Origin of the sequence: Saccharopolyspora gloriosae (assembly GCF_022828475.1) — a bacterium.
Taxonomy (GTDB): Bacteria; Actinomycetota; Actinomycetes; order Mycobacteriales; family Pseudonocardiaceae; genus Saccharopolyspora_C; species Saccharopolyspora_C gloriosae_A.
The window spans coordinates 6,810,698-6,837,530 of record NZ_CP059557.1; the positions used below are offsets into that span (position 1 = coordinate 6,810,698).

Genomic DNA, 26,833 nt, shown 5'->3' on the forward strand with positions numbered 1-26,833 from the left:
ACCCGCTCGGAAACCGAAGAGACCGGGCGAACGAGATCAGCGCTCGGAGACGGAAGTCCGGGCGCAGGCCCGGACTTCCGTCCACCGAATGCGTGCCAGGTCAGCTCGCGGCCGACACCTGGACGTTCACCGACGCCTTGACGTCGGGGTGCAGCCGGACATCGACCCCGTGCTTGCCGAGGTCCTTGATGTGCCCGCGCAGCTCCACCGAACGCTTGTCCAGGTTCGGGCCACCGGCCTTGCGCACCGCGGCCACGACATCGGCGGCGGTGATCGAGCCGAACAGCTTGCCCTGCTTGGACACCTTCGCGGTCAGCGTGACCGCGCCGAGCTCCTGCAGCTGAGCCTTCAGCTCCTGCGCGTGCTCCAGGTTGCGAACCCGGCGCGCTTCCTGGGTGCGACGGATCGTCTCGACCTGCTTCTGCGCGCCCTTGGTGGCGACGATCGCCAGGCCGCGCGGCAGCAGCAGGTTGCGTGCGTAGCCGTCCTTGACCTCGACGATGTCACCCGACTCGCCCAGGCCGGTCACGTCAGCAGTCAGAATGATCTTCACGACGTGTCTCCTTCTAGCGTCTCTCACGAGACCGCGGGCATCCGGACCCGCGCGGCACACGGCGGCGCGGATCGGACGAGCGGTCTCGAATCAGCGGGCGGTCGAGGTGTAGGGCAGCAGCGCCATCTCGCGGGCGTTCTTCACCGCGATGGCGACGTCGCGCTGGTGCTGGCTGCAGTTGCCGGTCACCCGACGGGCACGGATCTTGCCGCGGTCGGAGATGTACTTCCGCAGCAGCGTCGTGTCCTTGTAGTCGATGCTCTGCGCCGCACGGTCCTTGCAGAACACGCAGACCTTTTTCTTCGGCTTGCGCACTGGCGCCTTGGCCATGGTCTTCCTCCTGAAAAGCTAATACGAGTCGAGTGAGCGCGCGGCCGTCAGAACGGCGGTTCGTCGCTGAATCCGCCACCGGAAGAACCGGCGGGCGGAGCCGAACCCCACGGGTCGTCGGCGGGAGGCGCGGACGCACCGCCGCCACCGCCACCGAAACCACCGCCGCCGCCACCGCTGCGGCTGACCTTGTTCACCTTGGCGGTCGCGTACTTCAGGGCTGGCCCGATCTCGTCGACCTCGAGCTCGACGACGGTGCGCTTCTCGCCTTCCTTCGTGTCGAAGGAACGCTGACGCAACCGGCCCTGCGCCACGACCCGCATGCCGCGGGTCAGCGTCTCGGCCACGTTCTCCGCGGCCTGCCGCCAGATGTTGCAGCGCAGGAACAGCGCCTCGCCGTCCTTCCACTCACCGGACTGGCGGTCGAAGGTGCGCGGCGTCGAGGCGATCGTGAAGTTCGCCACGGCAGCACCGGAGGGCGTGAAGCGCAGTTCCGGGTCGGCGGTGAGGTTGCCGACCACCGTGATTACCGTTTCACCGGCCATCGCCTGGACTCCGTCCTTGACATGCGAGGTCTCTTGAAGTTCGGGTCACCTGAGTACGGATCGCCTGCCTGCGAACCGGAATATTCCGGTCGCGCTCGCTCAGGCCGAGGCCTCGGAGCGGTTGGCGTGCTTGGTCGCCTTCGCCGCCGCACGGGCGACGCGGGCCGCCTTGCGCGGTTCGACGACGCGCCGCTGCACCTTGGTGCGCAGGACGGTCTCGTTCAGGTTCAGCTGGCGGTCCAGCTCCTTGACCGAGGCCGGCTCGCTGTTGAGGTCGACCACGACGTAGATGCCCTCGGCCTGCTTGTCGATCTCGAAGGAGAGCCGACGACGGCCCCACACATCGACCTTCTCGACACTGCCACCGTCGTTGCGGATGACCTTGAGGAAGTTTTCCAGGGACTGAGGCACAGTGCGCTCGTCCAGGCTCGGGTCGAGGATGACCATGAGCTCGTAATGACGCATGAAGACCACTCACCTCCTGTGGACTCACGGCCACGGACTTTCCGTGGCAGGAGGGTCGTTCACGAACTCGACAAGGCTAGCAACCTGGTCCGACGGCCCGGCGAGCCGGGTACCGGACGCCTCGCGAGAGACGTGGAAATGACGAATTCGGCATTTCCGCTCAGGGCGCCCGGAAATGCCGAATTCGATCTTCAATGCCAATCGGGCTCCGGAGCGGAGCCGCGTGGAATCAGGCTCGGCGCAGAACCCAAGTGCGGACCAGCGCCGCGGTGACGCCCGCCAGCGAGATCGCGGCGATCAACACCGGCAGCGCCACCCGGTTGCTCTGCCCCATCGGCAGGGCCTCCGCCTTGCCCGCGGCGCGGACCTCTTCCTGCGCGGCCTGCTCGGCCCGTTGGCGTTCCTGCTCCGCCGCCTGTGCGCGCAGGTCACCGACGTTCGGCTCGAATCCGGGCACGGCGCCGAACCGGGCCTGCGCCCACGGCGGGAGCGCGCCGGGCATGCCGGGAGCGCCGGACGCGTAGCTCGGCGGCACGACGACCACCGGTGCGCCCGTCCCGTAACCGGGGACGGCCGAACCCGGCGCCGTCGGCTGCACGCCCGGCTCGGTGGGCTGCTCGCTGGACGGGGGAGGAGTGGGCTGCTCGGTCGGTTCGGGTTCGGGTTCGGGTTCCGGTGCGGGCGGCGGCGGTGCGGGCTGCTCCTGCCCGGTCACCTTCGCGCCGAAGCAGCCGAGCGCGGCGAGGTTGCGGACGTGCTTGCTCACCTCGGCGCCACGGCCCTGCAACGCCGACAGGCCGTCGATCTGCGGGGTGAACGCCTGTGCGAGGTTCTTGCCGGTGAACTTCTGCGTCTCCGAGGTGACCGTGCCGAGGTTGATCGCGCCGCTTCCGTCGAACTCCGCCTTCGCCTGGTCGGCGATGTCGAAGCCGAACGGGAAGACCAGCAGCGTCGCCTGGTGCACCTTGTCGTCGAGGGTGTTCGGGGAGGCCAGGATGTTCTGGCCGAACTCGGTGCTGTCGGTGGTGCCGGTGCACTGGTCGATGACGGCGGAGCCCGCGGCGCTCGCGGAGCCCGCGCCGAGCAGGCTGCTCGCGGTGACCAACGCGCCGACGGTCCCTGCGGCGAGCACCCGGCCGAGCCCCGCGCGGCTTCTGCGGATCAACGGGTTGACCTGCGACTTCGGACCCCGATCAGGACGCACGTATTCGTCACTCATGGTTCCTCCCCGCTGCACGACCCCGTGACACCCGTTCACTCTTCTAAGGAAAATAACGTGTGAACCGTGGGAATGGTGACGGCCTGCACATGAAAACTTCGCAGAATCCGCATATTGAGAAACCGGATCGATCGAGAAGACCGGCCCCACCAGCCTCGGGAACCGACCGGTCGGCGGCGTCGCGGCACCCCACCCGCCGGGCGAAAACGCCCCGACCCGGCGGCTAAGCTGCGGGAATGCGCATTGGGGCTCACGTTCGCGACGACGACCCGCTCACCGCCGCTCAGGAGCGGGGCGCCGAGGTCGTGCAATTCTTCCTGTCCGACCCGCAGGGCTGGAAGGCCCCGAAGCCGCATCCGCAGGCCGCCGAGCTGCGCGACAGCGATCTCACGGTGTTCATCCACTCCCCGTACGTGATCAACGTGGCCTCGTTGAACAACCGGATCCGCATCCCCTCCCGCAAGGCCGTGGCGCAGCAGGCGAAGGCCGCCGCCGACGTCGGCGCGCACGGGCTGGTCGTGCACGGCGGGCACGTCACCAAGGACGACGATCCGGTGGAGGGCATCGCGAACTGGCGCAAGCTGTTCGAGCGGCAGGCCGATGAGGGTGGCTTCGCGGTGCCGGTGCTGATCGAGAACACCGCGGGCGGCGCCAACGCGATGGCTCGCCGCTTCGACATGCTCTCCCGGCTGTGGGACGCGGTCGGCGAGTTCGGCGCCGGGTTCTGCCTGGACACCTGCCACGCGCACGCGGCGGGGGAGGACCTGCCGGGCATCGCCGAGCGGGTGAAGGCGATCACCGGCCGGATCGACCTGGTGCACCTCAACGACTCCCGCGACGCGTTCGGCTCGTCCCGGGACCGGCACGCGAACATCGGCGCGGGCGAGATCGACCCCGACCTGCTGGTCGCGGTGTGCGACACGGCGGGTGCGCCCGTCGTGGTGGAGACCCCCGGCGACGGCCAGGCCGACGACATCGGCTACCTCCGCGACAAGGTGCGCGGCTGATCCGCACCGGCCGTTAGGGTCGCCCACGACAAGCCGCACGCGACGCACCTCACCGGTTCCCGCGCGAGCGGAACCGGTGAGGCTGCCGCCACGAATCCGCCGCGGACGCATCGCGGACCGGACCCGGCGGGGAAGGACACCGATGCAGCTCCCGGCCGAACCGGCGTCCGGCGCTCCAAGCGGCGCGGGGCGGCGCCTCACGTTCGCGGCGCTGGCGCTGTTATGCCTGATCACGGCATTGACGCTGGCGGCGGGCCATGCGAACAAGGCGCGCTGCACCGGCCCGGAGTTCAACGAGTGGGGCCGTTCCGAACCGGCGTACCAGGAGCGGGCCTACAGCGAGGTCTGCTACTCCGACATCCAGAACCTGTGGATCGGCCGGGACATCGACCGGCACGTGTTCCCCTACGTGCACGGCGGGATGGACGAGGACGGTTCGCTCTACGGCGGTGTCGTCGAGTATCCGGTGCTGTCCGGGCTGCTGATCTGGCTGGGCGCGGTGTTCGTGGACACCGACGCCGGGTTCCTCGCCGCGTCCGCGCTGATCATGGCTCCGTTCGGGCTGGGGGTGGCGTGGTGGCTGGGCCGGTTGAGCGGCTGGCGGGCGTTGCTGTGGGCGCTGAGTCCGCCGCTGGTGCTGTACGCGTTCCACAACTGGGATCTGCCGGTGGTGGCGTGCGCGGTCGCGGCGGTGTTCGTGGTGCACCGAGGCGGGGCGGCGCTGCGGCACCGGGCGCTGTGGGGCGCGGTACTGCTCGGCGCCGGATTCGCGTTCAAGATCTATCCGGGCCTGTTCGTGCTGCCGTTGGCGTTGTTCGTGCTCACCGGCGGCCGCGACGGAGCGGCGCTGCCGGTCGGCAAGCGGTTCGACGTGCGCGGGGCGCTGGCGGTCGTGGGGGCCGCGGTGGGCACCGCGGTGGTGGCGAATCTGCCGTTCGCGCTGGCCGGTTTCCGCGGCTGGCTTGCTTCGTTCGCGTTCCAGTCCGATCGCCAGGTCGATCTGAGCACGAACTCCATCTGGTACTGGGGATTGCGCGGTGTCGCCGACGCCGACGGTTTCCAGGACGCGATGAGCGTCGTGTCCCCGGTGGCGATGCTGCTGTCGTTCGCCGCCGCCTGCCTGGCCGGGCGGTGGGTGCAGCGGCGGACCGGGACGTACCCGTGGATCCAGGTGTCGGCGGCGATGCTGTGCGGATTCCTGCTGCTGCACAAGGTGCATTCGCCGCAGTACACGTTGTGGCTGCTGCCGTTCTTCGTGCTGCTGCGGGTCCGCTGGGGCTGGGTCGTCGCGTACGTGCTCGCCGATCTGGCGATGGGCATCAGCATCTTCCGGTGGCTGGCGGAGGCCGACGGGATCAACGACGGTTTCACCGCGCAGGCCCTGATGATCGGGGTCTGGGGCCGAGCCGCCCTGCTCGTCGGCCTGTTCCCGGCCTTCCTCGGTTCGACGTCCACCGTCGACGAGGACGAACGCTCCGCCCTCGAACGACGAGTGAATCAACAGCCCTCGCACGACGGCACTTGATCATCATCTCGTCAGCGGCGAAGCCGTGCCCCGCGGCGAAGCGCATGACCCACGTCGAGACGACCACCGGCGGGTTCTCAGTGAGCCTCTCGCAAGGACAGCGATTTCCCTCGTAGCGGAGCCACCAGGGAAAAGGATCCCGCAGCGAGGGGCTCACCGGGGTTCCGCCGAGTTCCCCTCAACCGCGCTGAGCACGTGAATCACCGGGGCCGGTGAGGGTTCTCGTCCAGTTGGTGATCCGTTCAGCCGCACCTCGCGGCCACGGCAACGTGACCCGATCCGGCGCACCGTCGAGGAAACCGCCGGACGGGTCGTCGGCCACGACCTGCCCGTGCGATCCGACCGGCGCCAGCGCGCGGCGCACCCGGTCGGCCGCCGGGTTCAAGATCTCGTGCACGACGAGCGCGCACAACGCGACCACCATGAGGTCGCGGATCAACACCGCGCCGAGGAACCAGCCTTCGGGCAGGCCCTTGTTGCCGGTGCCCAGGTAGTAGTACATCCGCGGCGCCCACACCGCGGCGTCCACGATCATCCAGCTCAGCAGCCACCGCCAGCGCGGCACGGCCAGCACCGCCAGCGGCACCAACCACAGCGAGTACTGCGGGCTCCACACCTTGTTGGTCAGCAGGAACACGGCCACGACCAGGAAGCACAGCTGCACCAGCCGGGGCCGCACGGGCGCGGCCATGGCCAGCCAGCCGATCACGACGCAGGCCAGTGCGAACAGTCCGAGCGATACCGCGTTGAGCACGGCAGGGGTTTGTCCCGGGGCGAGCGGCCCGTCGAACCCGGCCCAGCCGGTGAAGTAGGCCAGCGCGTTGTACAGCGAGTCCGGGTCGGCGGCGCGGGAGGCGTTGAGCCGGTAGAACTCGCCCCAGCCCACCGGGTACAGCAGCAGGATCGGCAGGTTCACCACCAGCCACGCCGCGGCGGCGCCGGCGGCCGCGCGTCCGCCCGCGCGCATTCGCCCGGACCGCAGGCACAGGATCAGCAGCGGGCCGAGGAAGAACAGCGGATACAGCTTCGCCGCGCCGCCGATGCCGATCAGCGCCCCGGCCAGCCAGGGTCGTCGTCGCGACCACGCGAGCAGCCCACCGACGGCGAACGCGGCCGCGAGCGTGTCGAAGTTGGTGAAGGCGTGCACGAACACGAGCGGGCTGAGCGCGACCAGCGCCGTGTCCCACACTCGGCGGCCCGCCAGTCCCATGACGGCCCACACCGTGACGAGCCAGGCCGCGGTCAGCCAGAACGCGGTGACGTTGAAGTACAGGACGGTGATCATCGCCGAGGGCAGCAGACCCATTTCGGACAGCGTCGACCAACCGTCGGTGATCTTCGCGTTGAGCCACTGGAAGACACCCGTGACCACCGGGTATTCCATGTAGTGCTGTTCTTGCGGCGCCGCTCCGGGGCTCTGCGTCCACGGCGTCTTGTACGGGAACACCCCGTCGGGGGCCAGGTCGCCCATGCCGAAGCGGGGAATGATGTCGGAGTAGCACATGGCCGTGTACTGGCGGTTCGCCCGCCAGTCCAGCTGGGTGCCCTGCGCGGTGTCGTAGGTCTGCAGGCACGGGGCTTTGAACAGCCAGGCCGCGGCGAGGGTGATCATCGCCAGCAGCAGCAGCACTCGCAGCGGCGTCCAGAACCACTGCCTGCCGACCTGGGCGTGCCGTCCGAGCGGGCCGCCGAGCGGTCGGGACAGCGCCGCCGCCACGGACTCTGTCCAGGTCGGAGCGACCCGGTCCGCCGCGTCCAGCGAGTCGCCGTCCACTACCGCGCTCACCTTGTCGGGCTCCTCGGGCTCGGTGACGGTGTGCTCGGGCTTCGTGGACACGCCCGGATGCTACGGCGTTCGGGCGGTTCTCCGACGCCCGCACCGGGTGGCTTCGCGGGCCACCCGGTGCGGGCCGGGGTCATTCTCCGTCGCGGCCTCGGGTCGGGCCGACGCCGTTGGCGCCACCCGGACCGTCGTTGCCGGGACCGTCCTCATCGTTGCCGTTGCCGTTGCCGCTGCCGGGCGGGCAACCGAACAAGCCGCACTCACCGGACGGGTCGGAGCTCTCCGACTCGCTCTCCGACGTCTCGCTCTCACTGCTGGTCGGCGGCAACGTGGACGTCTCCGGCGGTGCCGACGGCGGCGGCGGGGGCGGCGGAGCGCTGCTCGTGGTCGGCGTCGGCGGCAGCTTCTGCTCGAACTGACCGATGGGATCCGGCTTCGGGAACTGCTCCACCGGAAGGTTCTGGTGGTAGTTGTTCATGAATTCCTGCCAGATGTCGCCCGGCAAGCCGCTGCCGTAGACGGTCTTGCCGCCCGCGGCCTCCACCGGAATCGGCTTGCCGTCCTCGTCGGCGAGCATGCCGACCGCCGCGGACAGCTGCGGCGTGGTGCCGACCATCCAGGCGTTCTGGTTCTTCTTCGTGTCGAAGTACTGGTGGGTACCGGTCTTCGCCGCGACGGGCCGGTCCTTGTTCAGCGGCAGCTTGGAGTGTTCGGCCACTCCGAGCATCGACTCGATGACGTTCGCCGCGAGGTTCTTGCTCTCGGAGGCGCTGTCGGCGAACGCGGGCTTCGACGGTTCCGGAGCGAACTCCTCGGTCTTGACCGCGTTCTCGATCTTCTGCACGAACTGCGGGTGCACTTGCTTGCCCTCGTTCGCGAAGGTCCCGTAGGCCGTGGCCATGTCGATGGTCCGCACCTGGTAGGCGCCCAGCGCGATACCGGCGTCGACGCCGCCCTGGGGGTTCTGCAGAGTCGGCTCGCCGTTGAACTCGGCCGGGATGCCGGCCTGGATGGCGGCCTCCCGCACCGACGGGGTCCCGAACTTCTCCGCCATGCGCACGAAGACGGTGTTCACCGACTTGTCCATGGCTTCGCGGACACCGCAGAACTTCGGGTTGTCGCACACCGAACCGGGCGCGTTGCCGAACGTCGTGCCCAGGATCTCCTGGTGGTCGCTGCCGTCGTAGTACTCGCCGATGCCGTAGCCCTTCTCCAGACCGGCCATCACCACGAACGGCTTGAACGACGAACCCGGTGGCTGCGGCGAGTCGGCGTAGTCGAAGTACACCTCGTTGCCGCCGCCGTAGTAGGCGCGCACACCACCGGTCTTCGGGTCAACGGCGACCAGCGAGGTGCGCAGGTTCTGCGGCTGGCCGTCCAGCACCTTGGTGACCGCTTCCTCCGCGCTCTTCTGCGCGGCCGGATCGATGGTCGTGGTGATGGTGTAGCCGCCGAGCGTCAGCGCCTGCTCGTCGTAGCCTTCCCGCTCCAGCTCCGCGAGGACCTGCTTGCGGATGTGCAGCTGGGAGGCGTTGCCCTCGGCCTTGCTCTTCCACTCGTAGCGATCCCGCGTCTCGGGAAGCTGCATGCCCGCGCGCTCGTCCTGGCTGACGAAGTTGTTCTTCAGCATCTGGTTGGCGACGTAGGTCCAGCGCCACTTGCCCTGCTCCGGGTCGACCCTCGGGTCGTTGTCCCTGGGACGCTGCACCATGCCGGCGAGCACCGCGGACTCGCTCGGGTTCAGGTCCTTCGGCAGCTTGCCGAAGTACGCGTCCGCGGCGGCGTGGATGCCGTTGGCGCCGCGACCGTAGTAGGCGGTGTTCATGTACGCCTTGAGGATGTCGTTCTTCGACTGCTGGTTGGTCACCTTGTAGGCGACGACGACTTCCTTGACCTTACGAGTGATCGAGTACTCGTCCTGGTCGAGCGCCAGCTTCACGTACTGCTGGGTCAGCGTGGAACCACCGCCGGCGCCACCGGCGATCTGGTTGTACACCGCGACCAGGATGCCTCGGATCGAGAAGCCGGGGTTGGTGTAGAACGACGCGTCCTCGGCCGCGACGGTCGCGTCCTTCATCGGCTTCGAGACCTCGGCGTCGAGGTCCCGGATCATCGTCATCGAACCGCCCTCGGGCTCCACCCGGGTGAGCTCCTGGCCGTTCGAGTAGTTGATGGTGATCGTCTGCTCGGTCTTGGCGGCGATCTCCTCCGGGTTCGGGACCGGCCACATGGTGTAGCCGTAGGCGAAGGTCCCGATGCCCAGCAGCAGCATCGCCGCGGCAGCGACGTAACAACTGCGGCGGACGCGCCGCCAGATCACCTTGCGCTTGGCCTTGCGGGCGCTCAACTCGTCGTCCGGGTCGAGCAGCTCGTCGTCGGGGCCGTAGCCGTCGTCACCATGCCCGCCGTCCCCGTACCCGCCGTCCCCGTACCTGCCGTCGTCGTACCTGCCGTCGTCGTAGCCGTCGTCGTAGTCGTCGTACCGGCCGCCGTCGGAGTACGGGTCGGAGGAGTAGTAGTCGTAGGAGCTCTGCGTGGCCTCGTGGGTCAGCAGCTGCGGTTCGCGCGGGGCGTCGTTGCCGGAGGCTCCGCTGCCGGCTCCCATGCCCGCTGCGCCTGCGGCTCCCGCCGCTCCACCGGCGGCACCGCCTGCTGCTCCCGCGGCTCCGCCACCGGCGGCCGCGGCGGCGCCGCCTAATGCGGCCGCACCGGCCACACCGCCGACGACACCACCGGCCGCGGCGGCTCCGCGACCACGGCCGCGGCCCTGGTCCTTGCCGTCACCGGGGGTCTGCGGAATGTTCTCCGTGGGCCGCTCACCGGGAGGCACCGCGGCCTGTCCTGGCCTGCCGGGCGGCGGCGGGACCTGCCTGGTGCTCTGCTGGCCGCCGGGCGGCGGCGGTGGCACCTGCCGAGTCGACTGCTGTCCCGGAGGCCGCTTCCCGAACTGCTGGGTGCTCTGCGGATCCGGCGAGGCGGGCGGCTGGCCTGAACCGGGCGGCTGGGCCGAACCGGATTGTTGGGCCGAACCGGACTGACTCGAACCGGGCTGGCCCTGCTGCCCGGCGCCGGCCTGGCGCTGCGCGCGCTGGTCCGGCGGGGGCGGCGGCTGCTTCGTGAACGAGGTGGGCAGGTCGAGCTTGCGCCCGCCGTCACCGGAGTCCGCGGCGGCTCGCTTACCGGTCGGCGGGTCGTCATCGTCGTCGAACGACGGCACCCAGGCGCCGGTCTGCTCGCTGGGAGCCTCGGCGTCCTTGTCCGATCCGCGCCGCGCGGCGTCGTTCCCGCTCGGCTGCGCGCTCTCACCGGGCCACTGCGGCTGCTCGCCGCCCTGCCGCGCCCGTCCGGGCGGCGGCTGCCTGCGAGTGCCCTCACCCGGCCCCTGCTGGGCACCGCTCTGGCCGTAGCCGGGCGGCGGACCCGCCGGCCGCTGCTGCCCTGCCGGGTTTTGCGGCGGCGGGTTCTGCGCAGGCGGGTTCTGCGGCGGCGGGTTCTGGGGCGGGGGATTCTGCGGCGGCGGTCCCGGAGGCGGGTTCTGGGGAGGGCCGGGCGGCGGCCCCTGCGGGCGCTGCTGCTGCCCACCGGGCCGCTGACCTCCCGGCTGCTGACCGCCGGGTGGTGCGGAGTTGGGGTTCTGCGGTCCGGGCGGCCGACCGCCCTGCGGCGTGCCGCCAGAAGGCGGCGGCCCCTGCGAGCGCGGAGCCTGCTGCCGGGACGTGGGGGGCGTGGCCCGGTCGTCGGGGGAACCGGGGTTGCGACCTTCGGGCTGCCGGGAGTGGCGGCCACGAGCTGGGTCGTCACGCTCGTCGTTCACGAGTTGGCCTCCAGGACAGGCGTCGTGCGACGCCAGGTGATGCATTCACGTCGGGGTAACCCCGCATCCTGCGGGGCGGTGCTTCTTGCGGTCACGGCCGGTTCACTCGGCCGCAGTCTTGCGTCGAGGACGGCGATTGTTCAAGTCGCCGGTTCCGAGGACGTATGACTGCACCAGGTGGTTCCAACTACATGTGCGACAGACCTCGACGACATGCACGGTGAACTCGCTGAACAGGCCCGCCAACCGTTCCAGCTCGTCGGGACCGCGGGCGGAACCCGATGCGTGCTTGAGTTCGTCGCCGAAGATCCATGAGACCAGCGTGAGGGGTTCCTTGCGGCAGACCGGGCAGGGCACCTCGCTGGGCTGGCCGTGGTACTTCGCCGCCCGCAACAGGTACGGGTTGGCATCGCAGACCTCTGTCACCCCGACTCGACCAGCGTGGACCTGCGCGAGCAGCGACCTGCGCTGCAACGCGTAATCCACCACTTGCCGTTGGGTCCGCACGAGGAACAGGGTACGTGTCCGATGCCGGTGCTCCATGCGCCGTTAGGGGCAGGACCTGCTTCCATCGCGTGACCAGGGATGTCGTCAGCTGCGTGGTTGGTCTCGACCTGGGATTACCAGGTGAGCGCCGAAGATATACTCCTTCCTCGGGCAAGTACGGCTGGGACGGCTCGAGCGCGGGAGGGTGCGGATGCGCGAACTCGCCATGCCCGACTTCCCGCGGCACACCCGGCCGAACACGCCCGAACTGCGACGACGCTGTCCGGGCGATCGCGGCCACCCGGTGTCGCGCTGCGGGATGTTCTACCGGACACCCGCTCCGCGCCCACACCCCGGGTTGATCTTGAAATTCGGCGACGCCGGAGATTTCGGGACCAATCGGACCGGTCTCGGCGCTCCGGGGCGCCCTGGCACCGGCCGCTCGCCGCAGAACGTGACAGGCGACACGGGACGGACCGGACGATTCCGGCCGAGCGCCCGCCGCTGCCGGGAACAGCACGCCCGGACCGGCGGTTGTCGAAGGAGACGCCGGTGCGCGCACCGGTCACCGAGGGCGGCGGGAGCCCTCGGAGACCGCGCGGCACCGGCTACCGGCTTGCCGGGAGGCGGAACGCCATCGACCTCCCCGCACGACCCGTGCGCTTAGTCCGCGCGACGGGCCACCTCGCGACCACGGCGCGGCCGGTACCGAGCAGGCCGCGCCGGCCCGCTCGCACGTGCTCGGCTGCCGGGTGCGGATGAGCGACAAGAAGGACAACACATGATCAACAAGGAGGACCCTGCCATGAGCACAGACCGTCGCGAGGGCGCGGTTCGAGTGGCGATCGCCGGCGTGGGCAACTGCGCCGCATCCCTGGTGCAGGGCGTCCAGTACTACGCCGACGCCGACCCGGACGCCCGCGTGCCCGGCCTCATGCACGTGCAGTTCGGCGACTACCACGTGCGCGACGTCCAGTTCGTGACCGCGTTCGACGTGGACGCGAAGAAGGTCGGCAGGGACCTCTCCGAAGCCATCGTGGCCAGCGAGAACAACACCATCAAGATCGCCGACGTGCCGCCGCTGGGCGTGCCGGTGCAGCGCGGCCACACCCTCGACGGGCTCGGCCGGTTCTACCGCGACACGATCACCGAGTCCGAAGAGGGACCCGTCGACGTGACGCAGGCGCTGCGCGACGCGGAGGTCGACGTGCTGGTGTCCTACCTGCCGGTGGGCTCCGACGAGGCCGGGAAGTTCTACGCCCAGGCCGCGCTGGACGCCGGAGTCGCTTTCGTCAACGCGCTGCCCGTGTTCATCGCCTCCGACCCCGAATGGGCCGACAAGTTCACCGCGGGGGGCGTACCGATCGTCGGCGACGACATCAAGTCGCAGGTCGGCGCCACCATCACGCACCGCGTGCTGGCGAAGCTGTTCGAGGACCGCGGCGTGCACGTGGACCGCACGATGCAGCTCAACGTCGGCGGCAACATGGACTTCCTGAACATGAAGGAACTGGAACGACTGGAGTCGAAGAAGAAGTCCAAGACCCAGTCGGTCACCTCGCAGGTCCAGCGCGACCTGGACAAGCGCAACGTGCACATCGGGCCGTCGGACTACGTGCCGTGGCTCGACGACCGCAAGTGGGCCTACATCCGGCTGGAAGGCCGCGCGTTCGGCGACGTGCCGCTGAACCTCGAGTACAAGCTGGAAGTGTGGGACTCGCCGAACTCGGCGGGGATCATCATCGACGCGCTGCGGGCCGCGAAGATCGCCAAGGACCGCGGCATCGGCGGGCCGATCCTGTCCGCATCGTCGTACTTCATGAAGTCGCCGCCCGAGCAGTACTCCGACTCCGAGGCATATCAGGCGGTGGAGGACTTCATCGAGGGCCGCTGACACCACGGCTCGTTCGTCTGAGGTGTCCGGGCGGCGGAATCTCAGTGGCCGGTGGTCGACTTCTCGGTGCTGCAAAAGGATCTTTTGATCCGTCAGTGGCGGAGCCGCTGAGCAGTGACCAGCTTGAGCAGGTCGACCACCCGGCGGGTTCTCAGCGGCTTCCTCGCGAGGACGGCGATTTCGCCGTGTATCGGACATACATCAGAAATCGGCAGCCACCCCAGCGAGGGGGCAAGCGGCGAAGCCGCTGAGGTTCCGCTGAGCGACCCACTGCGCAGGCCGTTCTGCAGGGAAGTCAGTGCTGGAGTTGTTGTTCTGCTCGGGAGAGGACTGCGTGAGCCGTGGCGTTGCCGTTGGTGGTGACCCAGGAGACTCGCAGGTTGGGGCGGATCCGGGTGGAACCGATTCGCATCGGCCAGCTCGCCATTCTGCGGGCCTGCTGGGCGATCGCCTCACCGTTGCCGTGCGGATGGTCGGCCACCAGGGCGAACTCGTCGCCGCCGTAGCGGGCGACGGTGTGCTCGTCGGACATGCCTTGCCGGAGTCGTCCGGCGAGGGTGCCGAGCAGTTCGTCGCCGCGGGCGAAGCCGTGCTCGGTGTTGAACACCGCGAGCCGGTGCACGTCGAGCAGGACCAGCGTGGTGAGCATGCCGCGAGTCCGCGCCCGCACCAGGGATTGTTCGAGGCGGTCCAGCAACAGCGCCCGGCCGGGCAGCCCGGTGAGCGGGTCGAGCAGGCCGCGGCTGTGGCCGACGTCGGTCTGCACGGCCTGCAGCAGGATCAGCACGCGGCGCTTACCTTGCGCACGAACCGCGTGGTAGTCGGCCCAGAGCCGAGTCGGATGCCCACCGCGTTCGACGACCATCGGGGTGGACAGCGGTGAGCCGGCGCGCAGCACCTGCCCGGCCAGCTCCGACCAGTCCGGCATCGCCGCACCGGTGTCGTCGCGCACCTTCCAGCCACTGGGACGCGCGCCGGTGAGCAGATCGGACTTCGTCAGCTGCATGAGGTCCGCGGCGACGTCGTTGGTGGCGAGCACCTGGCCGCGCTCGTCCGTGAGCAGCACGCCCACGGTAAGCCCGGTGATCAGCTCGTCCCAGATCGGCGGCAACTGGGACGGCGCGGTCACGTCGAGGACACTCATTCGGCCCCTCCTCCCCACCAAACGGAGCAGTCAACTGGACTCTCCTCCGCAGACGGGGCCGAATTCAAGAGCATCACTACCACCCGTAATGGTGGTATTTACCGAGCGCAAATAACGCTGCGTCAGCAACTACCTGAGTCGGTCACGAAGTACCACCCGATGCGGGAAACGAGACGTCCAGAAGGCGGATGATCTTCCCCTCGGGCCGCCCTACGAGCCGCTCCGGTTCCGCCGGGCTCCGGTGCGATCACCGGCTGCCTCTACGCTGGTGCCCGGCCGCTCGAGATCGGCGGCACCCCCGCATCGATGACCAGGACGGTGAACCCCCGTGGCCGTGAGCGGACCGGACAACGCGACGCGACGACCCTTCGGTGAACTGATACGAGACCTGTTCCGCGAGCACCGCAGGCTGCTGATCGCCATCGGCATCGCCGAGCTCCTCGCCGTGCTCATGGTCTCCACGATCAGCCCGCACGACCACATCGACGGCGAGGTCTACCGCCTGGGCGCCCGCGCCTGGCTCCAGGGCAAGGACATGTACGGCCCGCTGCCCGCGACGGAGTCCGGGCTGAAGCTGCCGTTCATCTACCCGCCGTTCGCCGCGATGCTGTTCAGCCCGCTCGGGCTGGTCCCCAAGATCGCCGCGGTCGCGGTCATCATGCTGGTCTCGCACCTGGCGCTGCTGCTCACCCTGTACCTGGTGTTCAACGCCTCGACCTTCCTGCGCGGGCAGCGCGACCGCGTCGTGCTGTGGACCGCCGTGGTGCTGCCGCTGGCGACGCTGTCCGAGCCCGTGATGGAGACGCTCACCTACGCGCAGATCAACCTGGTGCTGATGGCGCTGGTCGCGGTGGACTGCCTGTGGCGCACCGGTCCCGGCGAGAAGACGCCGTACCCGCGCGGCCTGCTGATCGGCATCGCGGCGGGGATCAAGCTGACCCCGGCCGCGTTCCTGCTGTTCTTCTTACTGCGCAAGGACTTCAAGCCGATCCTGATGACGATCGCCGGCTTCCTCGGCACGGTGCTGATCGGGTTGGCGGGTGCCTTCGACGGCACCCGGAAGTACTGGCTGCACGAGGTGATGGCCACCGGGAACGTGTCGTTCGGCCCCACCTTCACCGGCGACGCCTCGGTGTACGCGGGCAACCAGTCGGTGCGGTCGACGCTGACGAAGCTGGGCGTCGGGCACGTGTCGATGGTGTTCGTGGTGGTGGCGCTGCTGGTCCTGGCGCTGGCGGTGGCGGGCATGGTGCACGCGCTGCGGCAGCGCGACCTGCCGATGGCGATGACCCTCAACGGGCTGCTGTCGCTGATGATCTCGCCGATCTCCTGGTCGCACCACTGGGTCTGGGCCATTCCCGGCCTGGTGCTGCTGGCCGGTGCCGCGGTGCGCCGCTCGGACTGGGGCCTGTTGATGATGTCCGGGCTGGCCGCGTCCTTCTTCATCCTCGGCCCGATGTGGAAGGTGCCGCAGGGCAAGGGCCGGGAGCTGCGCTGGAACCTGCTGGAACATCTGGTGGGCAACGCCTACGTGTACTTCGGCCTGGCGTTGCTGGCGTACTACGCCTACGGCTTGTGGCGCTCGCATCGCCTCGCGAACCGGTCCCCTGAACCGGACGAGCCGCAGATCTCCTCCGCCCCCGCCTGATTCGGCGCGACGGCGCGTGAAAACGGCCGCCGGACCTGGTGTGGTCCGGCGGCCGTTGTGCGTTCGATGCGCGTCAGATGCGCTGGAACTCGACGGTGTCGTCGAAGTTGCGCTGTGCGCCGATGCCCGGGATCGGGACGGTGTGCCCCTGCGCCGCGCTGATCGAGGGAATCCCGCCGAGGACCGGCAGTTCCACACCGGCCGGTTCGGCGGCGCGCGGCTCGGCGGGGAAGGGGTTGCCGACGATCCGGTCGCCTTCGGGGGTGGCCGCGTCGAGTTCGTCGAGCACCGTCACCCGCACCGGAACGTCCTCGGGGGTGGTGCTGAACCGGGGGATCGCGGTGAGGAACGACACCGTGGGCCGGTCATCGCCGCGCGGCCCCACCTCGTCGAGCGCGTCGGTGAGCCGCCCGAAGGTGGGGCCGCTGACCTGACCGCCGCCGAACGCGGAGAGCTCACCGAGGACGGGCAGCGGCGCGTGCAGGCCGGGCTCGGACCCGTCGCGCGGTTCGGTCCCGGTCTGCGATTCGAGCACGAGCGGCTCGGTCAGCGCGGGCGGCACGTCCGGCCGGTCCTGGTGCTCACCGGGCACCTGCAACGCCACGGTCTCCGCGCGTGCGGCGGGAACGTGCGGCGCTTCGGCGAGGGCGACGGCGAGCAGCGACGGCGGCACCTGGTGCAACCGGACGGCCGGGCCTGCCAGTTCACCGGAGGTGAGGTCGACTTCCGCGGAGTCGAGCAGGCCGGTGCGGATCGGCGCCTCGGCCGGTTCGGGGTTCCGGTCGCCGGATCCGAGGGCTCCGTGCCACAGGGCGACGATGCCGTCGTGCGGGTCGACCGTGGCGGGGTCCGCCACCGGGGTGATCAGCTCGCCGGTCACCGCGGGCACCTGCGCCTCAGCGGGCTGGCCGTGGCCGTTGCGGATGATGCCGCCGATCGGACCGGCCCAGCTCAACGAGCGGTGGAACCCTTCCGCGGGGGTGCGCATGGTGTGCCGCGACGTCCCGGTGTTGCCGGATCCGAGGCTGTGCCGCCCGTCGCTCGGCGCGGGGCGGGCCGTGGCCGGGTCACCGACCCAGCCCGCGAGCTGCATGTCCGGGTGCCGTTGAGCGTGTTCGCGATCCAGGTCGCGCAGGACCGGGATCTCCTGGGTCATGTCGTGCTCGACGGCGGGCAGCAGGTCCCGCACCGGGTCGATCTTCCCGGTCAGCACCAGCGCCCGGTAGCGCCCGGTGTCCGCGTTGCGGTGCGCCGGGAACTGCGGCCGAGCGGTGCCGTCGGCGTCGAACGCGGGCAACACGGAATCTCCCCGTCCCGGATCTGCTGGCGACCGGTCGTATCGGGTGCCGAGGCTGCCGTGGTTCCCGTTTCCGGAAGGCCGGGACGGGCCGGCGCCCTCGGCTGCCGCCATGGTGGTTCCCACGGCGAGCACACCACCGGTGACCAGCGCGGCACGAACGCCACGCTTCGCCCAAGTCTGCATGCGGTCTCCTTCGGATATTTCCCCGTACGAACGGGGAAAGCAATGGTTCGAGCGACGCCGTCATCGGATGTTGACCACGGGGTCCGGCGGCTCGGGGGCAACTGCGGTCTGCTGCGGCGAACGCGCGCCGCGCGGCGCGGGTCAATCGGGGGTGGTGCCGGGAGAAGCGGCGAAGGCGCTGCCCGGCGCGGAGATCGCGGTCCGGACCAGCGAGCTGAGCCCCGCGAGGTGCGCGGGGGAGGGCGGCATCGGCAAGGCCAGACCGACTCCACCGGAGCCACCGGAGCCGTCCCCGGCGTGTCCGGTGGCTCCGTTGACGGGCAACGGCAGGGTGGCCGATTTGCCCGGCGTCCACGGCCGGTCCTGGCCAGGCGCCGCGGGCCAACCGATGGCGGTGCCGCCGGAGTCGGCGGCGGTGAGCGCGGCGGTCGCGGTGGCCGCGGGCGCCGCCGGGTGCCTGCTCTCCTGCTCGGCCAGGCCGTCCGGCGGGGCGAGTGGGAGTCCGGTGGCCGGCGCGGTTTCGACGGGCGCGGTTTCGGCGGGCGCGGGCGGCGCGGGCCGTTCCGGGGCCGGGTGATTCCACAGTGGACTCGTCAGCTGGTGGAGCCCGTGCGACACCGGGCGGGTCAGCGCGCCCAGCGGCTTGCCGGGGTGCTCGGCATTCGGATCCGGAGTGAGCGCACCGCGCACCGGGCTCAGCAGGGAATCGGCGCCGTGCACCACGGTCGCCACGGGTTTCGCCTCGGTCACCCGGCCGACGAGGCGCTGCGGGGCGAGGGAGTCGAGCGAGAACCTGCCGGGATCGGCGGACTCCCCAGGAACTTCGGTGTCCACTTCGGACTCAGTGGGCCGATCCAGGTCCGCCGCTTCAGCGGACTCACCCTCGGAGTCGGCGTCCTCCTGCGCTTCGCCCCCGGTGTCCGTGGAATCCGGCGCGGCGGCGCGGGCCAGCGGCTCGGTGATGTGGTGCACGACGGCGCCGACCGGACGCCCCGGCGGCGTCGAGCCGGACCGATGTTCCGCCACGTCCGCGCCACGCTCGCCGGTCGCGCCCTCAGCGGCAGGTTCGGAAGCCGCGGACAGCGGCAAGCCGGGCACCGCGGGATCCGCTCCGGCGTGCCCGGCGAACCAGCCCACCGAAGTTCCCGCGGCGGCGGCTCCCGCGACGACCAGAGTCCGGGCGAGTAACCGCAAGCCGCGGCCACCGCCTGCTCTCCGGGGGCTGTCCGACATCTGCTGGTCCGGTTCCACTTTCCGTCGCGGATGCATTCCCGTGGCGAACGGCCGATCGAACGCGCCGATTGGGCCGTTCGGCGGCTTGATCCACCTGCACTGCCGACGGGCACTTTGTCAGCACCCGAGCCGCAGGGGTAGTGATCTCCCCGAACACCCCCGGATCGTGTGACGGACGTTCGTCGCCCCGACGGCACAAGATCGAGCCGATCACGCCGGAACACGCTCGACGGCGGTTACGGTGGCCAGGTGAGCAATCCGAAGATCGCGGCGCCGGACGACGCCGCCACCCAGGTGCCGCGGGTCCTGCGAGTCACGGCGGCCGTCTGCTGGCGCCTGCTGGTGGTGCTCGGCATGTTGTACGTGCTGAGCCAAGCGATCGGCAGGCTCTACGTAGTGGTCATCCCGGTGGCCATCGCCCTGCTGCTGGCGGCGCTGCTGGCTCCCGCCGTGTCCTGGCTGGCGCGGCGGCGAGTGCCCCGAGCGATCTCCACTGCCGTGGTGCTCGTCGGCGGGCTGGCGCTGGTGGGCGGCGTGCTCACCTTCGTGATCAACGCGTTCGTCAACGGTTTCCCCGAGCTGCAACGGCAGATCCTGCGCAGCCTCGGGCAGATCCGGGGCTGGCTGCTGCAGGGACCGCTGCACCTGCGCGAGGAGCAGATCGACCAGTACCTGGGGCAGGCCGCGAACTGGCTGCAGGAGAACCAGGCCGCGCTGACCAGCGGCGCGCTGTCCACGGCGTCCACGTTCGGCAACTTCCTCACCGGCCTGGTGCTGGCGCTGTTCACCCTGATCTTCTTCCTGCACGACGGCCGCCGGGTGTGGCTGTTCATGCTCGGCCTGGTGCCGTCGCACGTGCGGGACCGGGTCGACGTCGCAGGCATCCGCGGGTTCGCGTCGCTGGTCGGTTACGTGCGGGCGACGACGCTGGTGGCGGTCGCCGACGCGGTGGGCATCGGAATCGGACTGGTGATCATCGGCGTCCCGTTGGCGCTGCCGCTGTCGGCGCTGGTGTTCCTCGGCGGGTTCGTGCCGATCGTCGGTGCGGTGGCCTCCGGTTCGGTCGCGGTGCTGATCGCGCTGGTGACCAACGGCTGGGTGGACGCGCTGCTGGTCGTGATCGTGGTGCTGCTGGTGCAGCAGATCGAAGGCAACGTGCTGCAGCCGCTGCTGCTGGGCCGCGCTGTGCAGGTGCACGCGCTGGCGGTGGTGCTGGCGATCAGTGCGGGCGTGGTGCTCGCGGGAATCGTCGGGGCGCTGCTGGCGGTGCCGATGGTCGCGGTGCTGAACTCGGCGATCCGCTCGCTGACGGCGGGGGAGGGCGCGGACACGCCGGTTGACGCGACCGATCCGCACGAGGCGGAACCTCCGGCGGGCGAATCCTCCGGCGAGACCGGGTCCGGGAAGGACGCCGATTCGGGCAAGGACGGGAAGGACACCGAGCGGTCCGATTCGGGTTCCGGATCGACCGCGATCGAATAAGCGCCATTTGCGAAACGAGTCCGGGTCGAAAAGGTTCGCCTGTTCGCCCCGGACTCGTACTGTTCCACTGGACGTGAATTCCGTTCATGGAATGTCGGCGCCCGACGATCTCCGACTCAAGCGAACACGACCGCATTGCGCCCGGAGGCTTTCGCCGTCAACAACGCGGCATCCGCCGCCACCAGCAGATCGGGCAATTCGTAGCCGAACCGCTTCGTGGTGGCCGCCCCGATGCTCACCGTCAGACCAACGAGCTCGCGGCGCTCGCCCATGGTGTCGTGGGTCGTCACCGACAGCGCCGCGGTGGACAACCGCATCCGCTCCGCCACGGCATTCGCCACCTCCACGCAGGCGTTCGGGAGCAGCACCACGAACTCCTCGCCGCCGAACCTGCCGACCAGGTCCTCCTTGCGCACGCTGCCGCGCAGCATCTCGGCCACCGCGACCAGCACCGCGTCGCCCGCCAAGTGCCCCACCTCGTCGTTGACGCGTTTGAAGTGGTCCAGGTCCAGCAGCAGCAGAGCCGCGCCGCGCTGTCTGGCGCAGGCCCGCCGCAGCCCGGCGCGGGCGACCCGGTCCCAGTGCAGCGAGTTCGCCAGTCCCGTCTTGCCGTCGCGCTGCGCCGAACGCCGCCAGTGCGGCAGCTGGCCGGCCAGATCCAGCAGCGCCAGCATCGGCGCCGCCAGCACGGCCACGCTCGGTTCGCGCAGTATCGCCATGCCCAGCACCCCGCCGAAGCAGGCGGCGACGACACCCAGCAGCGCATCGATCGGCTCGCCGACCACGTCCTCGCGCGCCGCGTCGGGATCGCGCAGCCACAACCCGATCGCGACCAGCACGGCCCGCACCAGCAGCAACGCGGCACCCGCGAGCAGAATCAGCAGCGGATTCCACGCGGGGTCGTGCCAGCCGAGGATCCCGCGGGCGGCGAACACCGCGAGGGCCGTCGCCGCCGCGCCGAACAACCAGCGGTGCGGATCGGGCCGGGCCTCCAGCACGCCGTGCAGCGCGGGACCGAGCAGCAACAGGACCAGCAGGTTCGGCGGCAGGGTGAGCCCGCCCGCCGCCAGGTAGGCGATGTGCACCGTCCACGGGTCGCGGCGAATACCGCTGCGCAGGTGCAGGGACACGGAGGTGGCGACGATGACGGCGGTCGTGGTGCCGCCGAGCATCGTGAAGCGCAGCCATTCCGCGGGCGTGGGCGGCGAGTTCAACGCCAGTACCGGGAGGACCAGTCCGATGGCGGCGGCTTGGGTGAGCAGCACGTGCAGCAGTGCTGGTGCCCGGAGCCGCCATAGGGGCCACGGCGCCATGATTCCTCACGTCTCTTCCTCGCCCGGACAGGCGAGCATCCAAAGATCCGGCGGCATTCCGGAAACGCGCGAATGGCGGTGTTTCGGTTCGACCAAGTACCGGATCGGTTACTGCTCCTGAGCCTGGCATAACCCGTTCAGGCAAGGAAACCCGGCTCCTGACTCCATTCGGGTAATCCCTGTCGGTGACAACAAACACTGAGCGTGTTGATTGATGATCGGGCCACGGGACTCGATCGATGCGGCAGGATGGTCGATCGGGAAGGAGCAACCGTGGCCATGCCGAAGACCACCCCGCCACCACAACGGCTCCGCGTCGCCGATGGGCGCACGCCGTTGTGGCGCGCGCACAACTTCTTCCGCACCGTCGGACTCATTTACGCGATCGTCTGGTTCGGGATGCAGGTCCCGCACTACGAGCGCCCGGCGCTGGCGACCCTCGAAATCGTGATCATGATCGGGTGGACCGTGTTCACCGTTCGGCGGTTCCGGCACCGAGAGGGCCGCACGAACACCCTCGTGCTCATCGACCAGGTGCTGGTCTCCACGCTGTTCCTCGGCAACCAGCTGATCATGACCCCCGCGCAGTCGGACGGCATGATCCCCTCGGTGACCACCATGTGGCAGCCGTCGATGGTGACGCTCGCGGGCGTGCAGTGGGGCTGGCTGGGCGGCGGCATCTCCGGCGCGGTCTCCGCGCTGATCAACTTCCTGAACCGGGACAGCTTCGAAGCGCTGATGTTCCAGGACGCCGTGCTCCTGATCGGCTCCGGATTGCTGTACGGGCTGGCCGCCGACACCGCCCGTCGCTCCACCGAACGGCTCAGCCAGGCGTTGCGCACCGAAGCGGCGACCGCCGAACGGGAACGGCTCGCCCGCTCCATCCACGACAGCGTGCTGCAGGTGCTGGCGCGGGTGCGCAACCGCGGCGTCGAACTGGGCGGGGAGGCGGCCGAACTCGCCCGGCTCGCCGGGGAGCAGGAGATCGCACTGCGCTCCCTGGTCGCGGCCGGACCGCCCGAGCACGATCCGGGCGGCGAGATCGACCTCGTCGCCCGCCTGCAAGTGCTGCGCACCGGCAAGGTCCAAGTGTCCGTCCCGGCGACCGAGGTCCGGTTACCCGAGCAGAACGGATCGGACGTGCTCTCGATCGTGCGGGAGGCGTTGGAGAACGTCGACCGGCACGCGGGACCGGATGCCCGCGCCTGGGTCTTGCTCGAAGAGCTGCCGGACGAGATCGTGATCAGTGTCCGGGACGATGGACCTGGCATCGCCGAAGGCAGGCTGGACGAGGCGGCGGCGGAAGGACGCATGGGCGTGGCCCAGTCCATCCGCGGCCGGGTCGAGCATCTCGGCGGCACGATCTCCCTGGACACCACGCCGGGAGAAGGAACCGAGTGGGAGGTCCGGTTACCGCGCCCGACCACGCCCCCCGGCCGGGGGGCGAACGGACGGGCGAGAAAGCGGATGTTCACCCGGCGGACGGCGGATCCCGTCCGCCAGGACGCCGCCGACCCGCAGTCCGAGCCACCGCCGGGCTCCGCGACGAACCCGCCAGACCAGCGAGCCGACCCGGCACCGCGCGGAGGAGGAGAAGGATGACCGAACCGCACGTGTCGGTGATGGTGGTCGACGACCATCCGATGTGGCGCGACGGGGTGTCGCGAGATCTCGCCGAGCGCGGCTTCGAGATCCGGGCCACCAGCGGAGACGCGGTGTCCGCGCTGCGCATCGCGCGGACCGTGCGGCCCGACGTGGTGCTGATGGACCTCAACCTCGGCGACACCTCCGGGGTGGACGCCTCCCGGCAGATCACCCAGGAGATCCCGGGTACCCGGGTGCTGGTGCTGTCAGCCAGCGGCGAGCACAGCGACGTGCTGGAGGCGGTGAAAGCAGGCGCCTCCGGCTACCTCGTCAAATCCGCTTCGGTGGACGAACTGGTGGACGCCGTGCGCCGCACCGCCGCCGGGGACGCCGTGTTCACCGCGGGCCTCGCCGGGCTGGTGCTGGGCGAGTACCGGCGGATGGCGGTGTCACCGGGCACGGAAACGCAGGCCCCGCAGCTGACCGACCGGGAGACCGAAGTGCTGCGGCAGGTCGCGAAGGGACTCACCGCACGGCAGATCGCGAACAAGCTGGTCATCTCGCACCGGACCGTGGAGAACCACGTGCAGTCGACGCTGCGCAAGCTCCAGCTGCACAACCGGGTCGAACTGGCCCGCTACGCCATCGAGCACGGTCTGGACGCCGACGGCGAGGCCTCCGAGGACTGACCCGGCGGCCGTCCACAAGATCCGGCCCGATTCACCCGACCCGGCGACCACCACGGTCGCCGGGTCTTGTGCCGTTCGGCCCCTTCCCGCGATTCCCCCTGCGCAGCGGCGGTTTTCACCGCAGGTGACCGAGCAGGTCCGGCCGGTAGCCCACGCGAGTGCCGACCGCACACCGTGACGGTCAGGTGACGGGCCTGTGACGCCGGGTCTGGCGTACTTCGCCGCAGCGGTGACAACGCCGCGGTTCGAAAGTTCGCCAACTCGATGAGGAGTACGACCGTGAACGTTTTCGAGATCTCCGAGCTGGAAGTGTCCGCCGAGCTGCTGCCGAAGCGCGAGGCCCTGGGCGGCTTCAACGTCAACGACTACCTGGCCGTGGTGGCCGCAGAGAACAGCGCCACCTCCGTCGGCATCGGCGGCGACTCCGGGGCCACCGCCGAGCAGGACATCGACCTCAGCCAGGACTGACCTTTCCTGACCGCTGGGTCCGTGGCCCGGACCGTTGGGTGACCTCGGGGTTCCAGCCCCGAGGCACCTTTCCCGCGGCGATGTCGCCGCGACCTTGTCTCGCCATCTCTACTTCGTAGGAGCGCATTGTGAACTTCGAGATCTCCGAGCAGGAAGTGTCCGCCGAGCTGCTGCCTCAGCGCGAAGCACTGGGCGGCCTCAACTTCAACGACTACTTCGCCGTGGTGAGCGCGCACAACACCGCCACCTCGGTCGCCATCGGCGGCGACGCCGGAGCCACCGCCACCCAGAACGTCGACCTCGGACAAGGCTGACCTTTCCTGACCGAGTTCCCGGTCGTGCGCCGTTGAAAACCGGCGGCGCAGGGCTGGACACCACTTAGGAGGACGAATGGACCACCTGGAGCTGGCCGCGCAGCCGGCCGAGCTGCTGCCCGCCCGCGAGGCCCTCGGCGGCCTCGTCAACGTCAACGTCAACGTGCCGGTGAACATCGCCGTCGCGACAGCCGTCGGTGGCGACGCCCTCGCGCTCGCCAACCAGTACGGGTACTGACAGTAAAAGCGGATATCGGACGTGCCGGCCGGCCGGAGACGGAGCTCTTCCGTCCCCGGCCGGTTTTCCTGGAGGGGAACAATGTCAGAAGCCACCCACGTCGGGCAGGCAGCACCCACCGAGCCTGACCTTCCCACCGAGCCCGCCCTGCCCGTCGTGCCCGCGCAAAGCGCCGCACCCGCTCCGCCGGACGCGGCCCGAACCGACGGCAAGACCTCATCGCCGGCCCACACCGCCGCGCCAGGCGACGTCGCGCCGATCGCCGAGGTGGACGAGCTCTCCGTTCCGCAGCTCGCGGACGGCGTCGCGCTGTGCGGCCGCTACGAAGGCGTCGGGTACACCGAGCCGCGCTACCTCATCGCCCGCGCCGACGGGCAGATGATCCTGGTGTCCGAGCTGCTCTACCTGGTCGCCTCGCACATCGACGGCCGCCGGGACCTGCGCCAGGTCGCCGAGCGGGTCACCGCGGCCGGCGGCGCGGAGATCTCCGCGTCCGGAGTGGGCTACCTGGTCAACGACAAGCTGCACCGGCTGGGCGTGGCCGCGCTCGACGAAACGGTGGCCGAGGCGCCGCACGCGGACCCGCTGATCTCGCTGGCGATGCGCGGCGTGCTGCTGCCCGCGGGCGGAGTGCGCAAACTGGCCGCCGTGCTGGCCCCGCTGTTCCAGCCGGTCATCGTGGTCAGCGTGCTGTGCGCGATGGTCGTGGCGGACGTGGCGCTGGTGGCCTCAGGTTCGCTCGATCCGGCGTTCCACGCGTCCGTGGGCGACCCGGCGCACGTCCTGATGCTGCTCGCGCTGATCGTCACGTCCACCTTCTTCCACGAGAGCGGGCACGCCGCCGCGTGCCACTACGGCGGCGCCCGGCCCGGCGCGATCGGCTTCGGCATCCTGCTGATCTTCCCGGCGTTCTACACCAACGTCACCGACGCCTACCGGCTCGACCGGGCCGGGCGGTTGCGCACCGACCTGGGCGGGCTGTACTTCAACGCGATCTACATCCTCGCCGTGGCCGGGCTGTTCTGGGCGACCGGTTTCGCGCCGCTGGCGGTGTTCATCGTGCTCAGCCACGTGCAGATGCTCCAACAGCTGCTGCCGCTGATCCGGCTGGACGGCTACTACATCCTCGGTGACCTGGTGGGAGTGCCGAACCTGTTCGCGCACGTGCGGCCGTTCCTGCGCAAGCTGATGGGCAAGCAGCGGCCGGGAGAGCAGGTCGGCGCCGGGCTGCGCCCCCAGGTCCGGCTGCTGGTCACCTGCTGGGTGGCGGTCGTGGTACCGATGTTGTTCCTCGCGGTGGTGATGCTGTTCCTGCGGATACCCCGGTACTTGGGCACGGCGTTGCAACGCGGGCACGACTACTGGATCTCGGGCCTCGACGCGTTCGGGCAGGGCAGCGTCCTGGCCGGATTGCTGGCGGTCCTGTCGTTGTTCGTGCTGCTGCTGCCGTGGATGGGCGGTATCGCGTTCACCATCCGCGCCGGGCGCCAGCTCGGCCGCTGGTACCGCCGCAAGCACCCCCGCCACATACCGCGCCACCGCGCTCCGGTCACCCGCAACCGCTTCGGCCTCCGCACGTCATGACCTGCGGATCTGTCACCTTGCGTAGTCGTGTA

Annotated in this window: 23 protein-coding genes; 11 read left to right on the forward strand and 12 right to left on the reverse strand. The window is 70.0% G+C overall.

The genetic code is table 11. The features are described 5' to 3' along the window. Positions 1-100: 100 nt before the first annotated feature. From rplI to H2Q94_RS30155, 5 genes are all read right to left on the reverse strand, one after another. The gene (gene rplI / locus H2Q94_RS30135; protein WP_243790535.1) at positions 101-553 is read right to left on the reverse strand and encodes a 50S ribosomal protein L9; all 453 of its coding nucleotides are present in this window, start codon (positions 551-553) and stop codon (positions 101-103) included. A 90-nt stretch (positions 554-643) separates the two neighbouring features. Continuing rightward, positions 644-883, reverse strand: a complete 240-nt coding sequence (gene rpsR / locus H2Q94_RS30140; protein WP_184484100.1) for a 30S ribosomal protein S18 — start codon at positions 881-883, stop codon at positions 644-646. A 47-nt stretch (positions 884-930) separates the two neighbouring features. Further along, positions 931-1,428, reverse strand: coding sequence for a single-stranded DNA-binding protein (locus H2Q94_RS30145; protein ID WP_184484098.1), 498 nt, complete (start codon positions 1,426-1,428; stop codon positions 931-933). A 99-nt stretch (positions 1,429-1,527) separates the two neighbouring features. Beyond that, positions 1,528-1,893, reverse strand: coding sequence for a 30S ribosomal protein S6 (rpsF, locus tag H2Q94_RS30150; protein WP_243790537.1), 366 nt, complete (start codon positions 1,891-1,893; stop codon positions 1,528-1,530). Positions 1,894-2,122: 229 nt separating this feature from the next. After that, positions 2,123-3,112: a hypothetical protein gene (locus tag H2Q94_RS30155; protein ID WP_243790540.1), complete on the reverse strand. Its 990-nt coding sequence runs from the start codon at positions 3,110-3,112 to the stop codon at positions 2,123-2,125. A 236-nt stretch (positions 3,113-3,348) separates the two neighbouring features. On the opposite strand from H2Q94_RS30155, the gene H2Q94_RS30160 reads away from it, so the two are divergent. Both H2Q94_RS30160 and H2Q94_RS30165 read left to right on the forward strand, forming a co-directional pair. Then, on the forward strand, positions 3,349-4,119 hold the full coding sequence (locus tag H2Q94_RS30160; RefSeq protein ID WP_243790542.1) for a deoxyribonuclease IV: 771 nt from the start codon (positions 3,349-3,351) through the stop codon (positions 4,117-4,119). Between the two features lie 142 nt (positions 4,120-4,261). Then, positions 4,262-5,644, forward strand: a complete 1,383-nt coding sequence (locus tag H2Q94_RS30165; RefSeq protein WP_243790544.1) for a glycosyltransferase family 87 protein — start codon at positions 4,262-4,264, stop codon at positions 5,642-5,644. 178 nt (positions 5,645-5,822) lie between these two features. Here the strand turns inward: H2Q94_RS30165 and H2Q94_RS30170 are convergent, their stop codons facing one another. The 3 genes from H2Q94_RS30170 to H2Q94_RS30180 all read right to left on the reverse strand — a co-directional run bounded on the left by H2Q94_RS30170 (position 5,823) and on the right by H2Q94_RS30180 (position 11,748). Then, positions 5,823-7,481: a glycosyltransferase family 87 protein gene (locus H2Q94_RS30170; protein ID WP_397545396.1), complete on the reverse strand. Its 1,659-nt coding sequence runs from the start codon at positions 7,479-7,481 to the stop codon at positions 5,823-5,825. 79 nt (positions 7,482-7,560) lie between these two features. Beyond that, on the reverse strand, positions 7,561-11,241 hold the full coding sequence (locus tag H2Q94_RS30175) for a transglycosylase domain-containing protein (protein WP_243790546.1): 3,681 nt from the start codon (positions 11,239-11,241) through the stop codon (positions 7,561-7,563). Between the two features lie 102 nt (positions 11,242-11,343). Then, entirely contained in the window at positions 11,344-11,748 is a 405-nt protein-coding gene (locus tag H2Q94_RS30180) for a DUF5318 domain-containing protein (protein WP_243790548.1), read from the reverse strand. Positions 11,749-12,532: 784 nt separating this feature from the next. Here H2Q94_RS30180 and H2Q94_RS30185 point away from each other — a divergent pair. Further along, positions 12,533-13,621, forward strand: coding sequence for an inositol-3-phosphate synthase (locus H2Q94_RS30185; RefSeq protein WP_243790550.1), 1,089 nt, complete (start codon positions 12,533-12,535; stop codon positions 13,619-13,621). Between the two features lie 295 nt (positions 13,622-13,916). On the opposite strand, the gene H2Q94_RS30190 is transcribed toward H2Q94_RS30185, so the two are convergent. Continuing rightward, positions 13,917-14,765 (reverse strand): GGDEF domain-containing protein, encoded by an 849-nt coding sequence (locus H2Q94_RS30190; RefSeq protein WP_243790553.1) that lies wholly within the window; start codon positions 14,763-14,765, stop codon positions 13,917-13,919. 334 nt (positions 14,766-15,099) lie between these two features. Between H2Q94_RS30190 and H2Q94_RS30195 the strand changes: the two genes are divergently transcribed. Then, on the forward strand, positions 15,100-16,413 hold the full coding sequence (locus H2Q94_RS30195) for a glycosyltransferase 87 family protein (protein WP_243790555.1): 1,314 nt from the start codon (positions 15,100-15,102) through the stop codon (positions 16,411-16,413). A 73-nt stretch (positions 16,414-16,486) separates the two neighbouring features. Here the strand turns inward: H2Q94_RS30195 and H2Q94_RS30200 are convergent, their stop codons facing one another. Both H2Q94_RS30200 and H2Q94_RS30205 read right to left on the reverse strand, forming a co-directional pair. Beyond that, on the reverse strand, positions 16,487-17,896 hold the full coding sequence (locus H2Q94_RS30200) for a hypothetical protein (protein WP_243790557.1): 1,410 nt from the start codon (positions 17,894-17,896) through the stop codon (positions 16,487-16,489). A 141-nt stretch (positions 17,897-18,037) separates the two neighbouring features. Further along, complete coding sequence (locus H2Q94_RS30205; RefSeq protein WP_243790559.1) at positions 18,038-19,090, reverse strand: hypothetical protein; 1,053 nt, start codon at positions 19,088-19,090, stop codon at positions 18,038-18,040. Positions 19,091-19,378: 288 nt separating this feature from the next. Here H2Q94_RS30205 and H2Q94_RS30210 point away from each other — a divergent pair, with 288 nt between their 5' ends. Beyond that, positions 19,379-20,611: an AI-2E family transporter gene (locus tag H2Q94_RS30210; RefSeq protein WP_243790561.1), complete on the forward strand. Its 1,233-nt coding sequence runs from the start codon at positions 19,379-19,381 to the stop codon at positions 20,609-20,611. 116 nt (positions 20,612-20,727) lie between these two features. Here the strand turns inward: H2Q94_RS30210 and H2Q94_RS30215 are convergent, their stop codons facing one another. Continuing rightward, the gene (locus tag H2Q94_RS30215; RefSeq protein WP_243790563.1) at positions 20,728-21,924 is read right to left on the reverse strand and encodes a diguanylate cyclase; all 1,197 of its coding nucleotides are present in this window, start codon (positions 21,922-21,924) and stop codon (positions 20,728-20,730) included. Positions 21,925-22,203: 279 nt separating this feature from the next. On the opposite strand from H2Q94_RS30215, the gene macS reads away from it, so the two are divergent. From macS to H2Q94_RS30245, 6 genes are all read left to right on the forward strand, one after another. Beyond that, the gene (gene macS / locus H2Q94_RS30220; protein WP_243796005.1) at positions 22,204-23,526 is read left to right on the forward strand and encodes a MacS family sensor histidine kinase; all 1,323 of its coding nucleotides are present in this window, start codon (positions 22,204-22,206) and stop codon (positions 23,524-23,526) included. Then, a complete protein-coding gene (locus H2Q94_RS30225) occupies positions 23,523-24,197 on the forward strand; it encodes a response regulator (RefSeq protein WP_243790565.1) in 675 nt (224 codons plus the stop codon). Before macS ends, H2Q94_RS30225 begins: the two co-directional genes overlap by 4 nt. 279 nt (positions 24,198-24,476) lie before the next feature. Next, positions 24,477-24,665, forward strand: a complete 189-nt coding sequence (locus tag H2Q94_RS30230) for a hypothetical protein (RefSeq protein WP_243790568.1) — start codon at positions 24,477-24,479, stop codon at positions 24,663-24,665. Positions 24,666-24,793: 128 nt separating this feature from the next. Next, on the forward strand, positions 24,794-24,979 hold the full coding sequence (locus H2Q94_RS30235) for a hypothetical protein (RefSeq protein ID WP_243790570.1): 186 nt from the start codon (positions 24,794-24,796) through the stop codon (positions 24,977-24,979). 76 nt (positions 24,980-25,055) lie between these two features. Continuing rightward, on the forward strand, positions 25,056-25,217 hold the full coding sequence (locus H2Q94_RS30240) for a hypothetical protein (RefSeq protein WP_243790572.1): 162 nt from the start codon (positions 25,056-25,058) through the stop codon (positions 25,215-25,217). Positions 25,218-25,298: 81 nt separating this feature from the next. Continuing rightward, positions 25,299-26,801, forward strand: a complete 1,503-nt coding sequence (locus H2Q94_RS30245) for a hypothetical protein (RefSeq protein ID WP_243790574.1) — start codon at positions 25,299-25,301, stop codon at positions 26,799-26,801. The last annotated feature ends 32 nt before the right edge of the window (positions 26,802-26,833 follow it).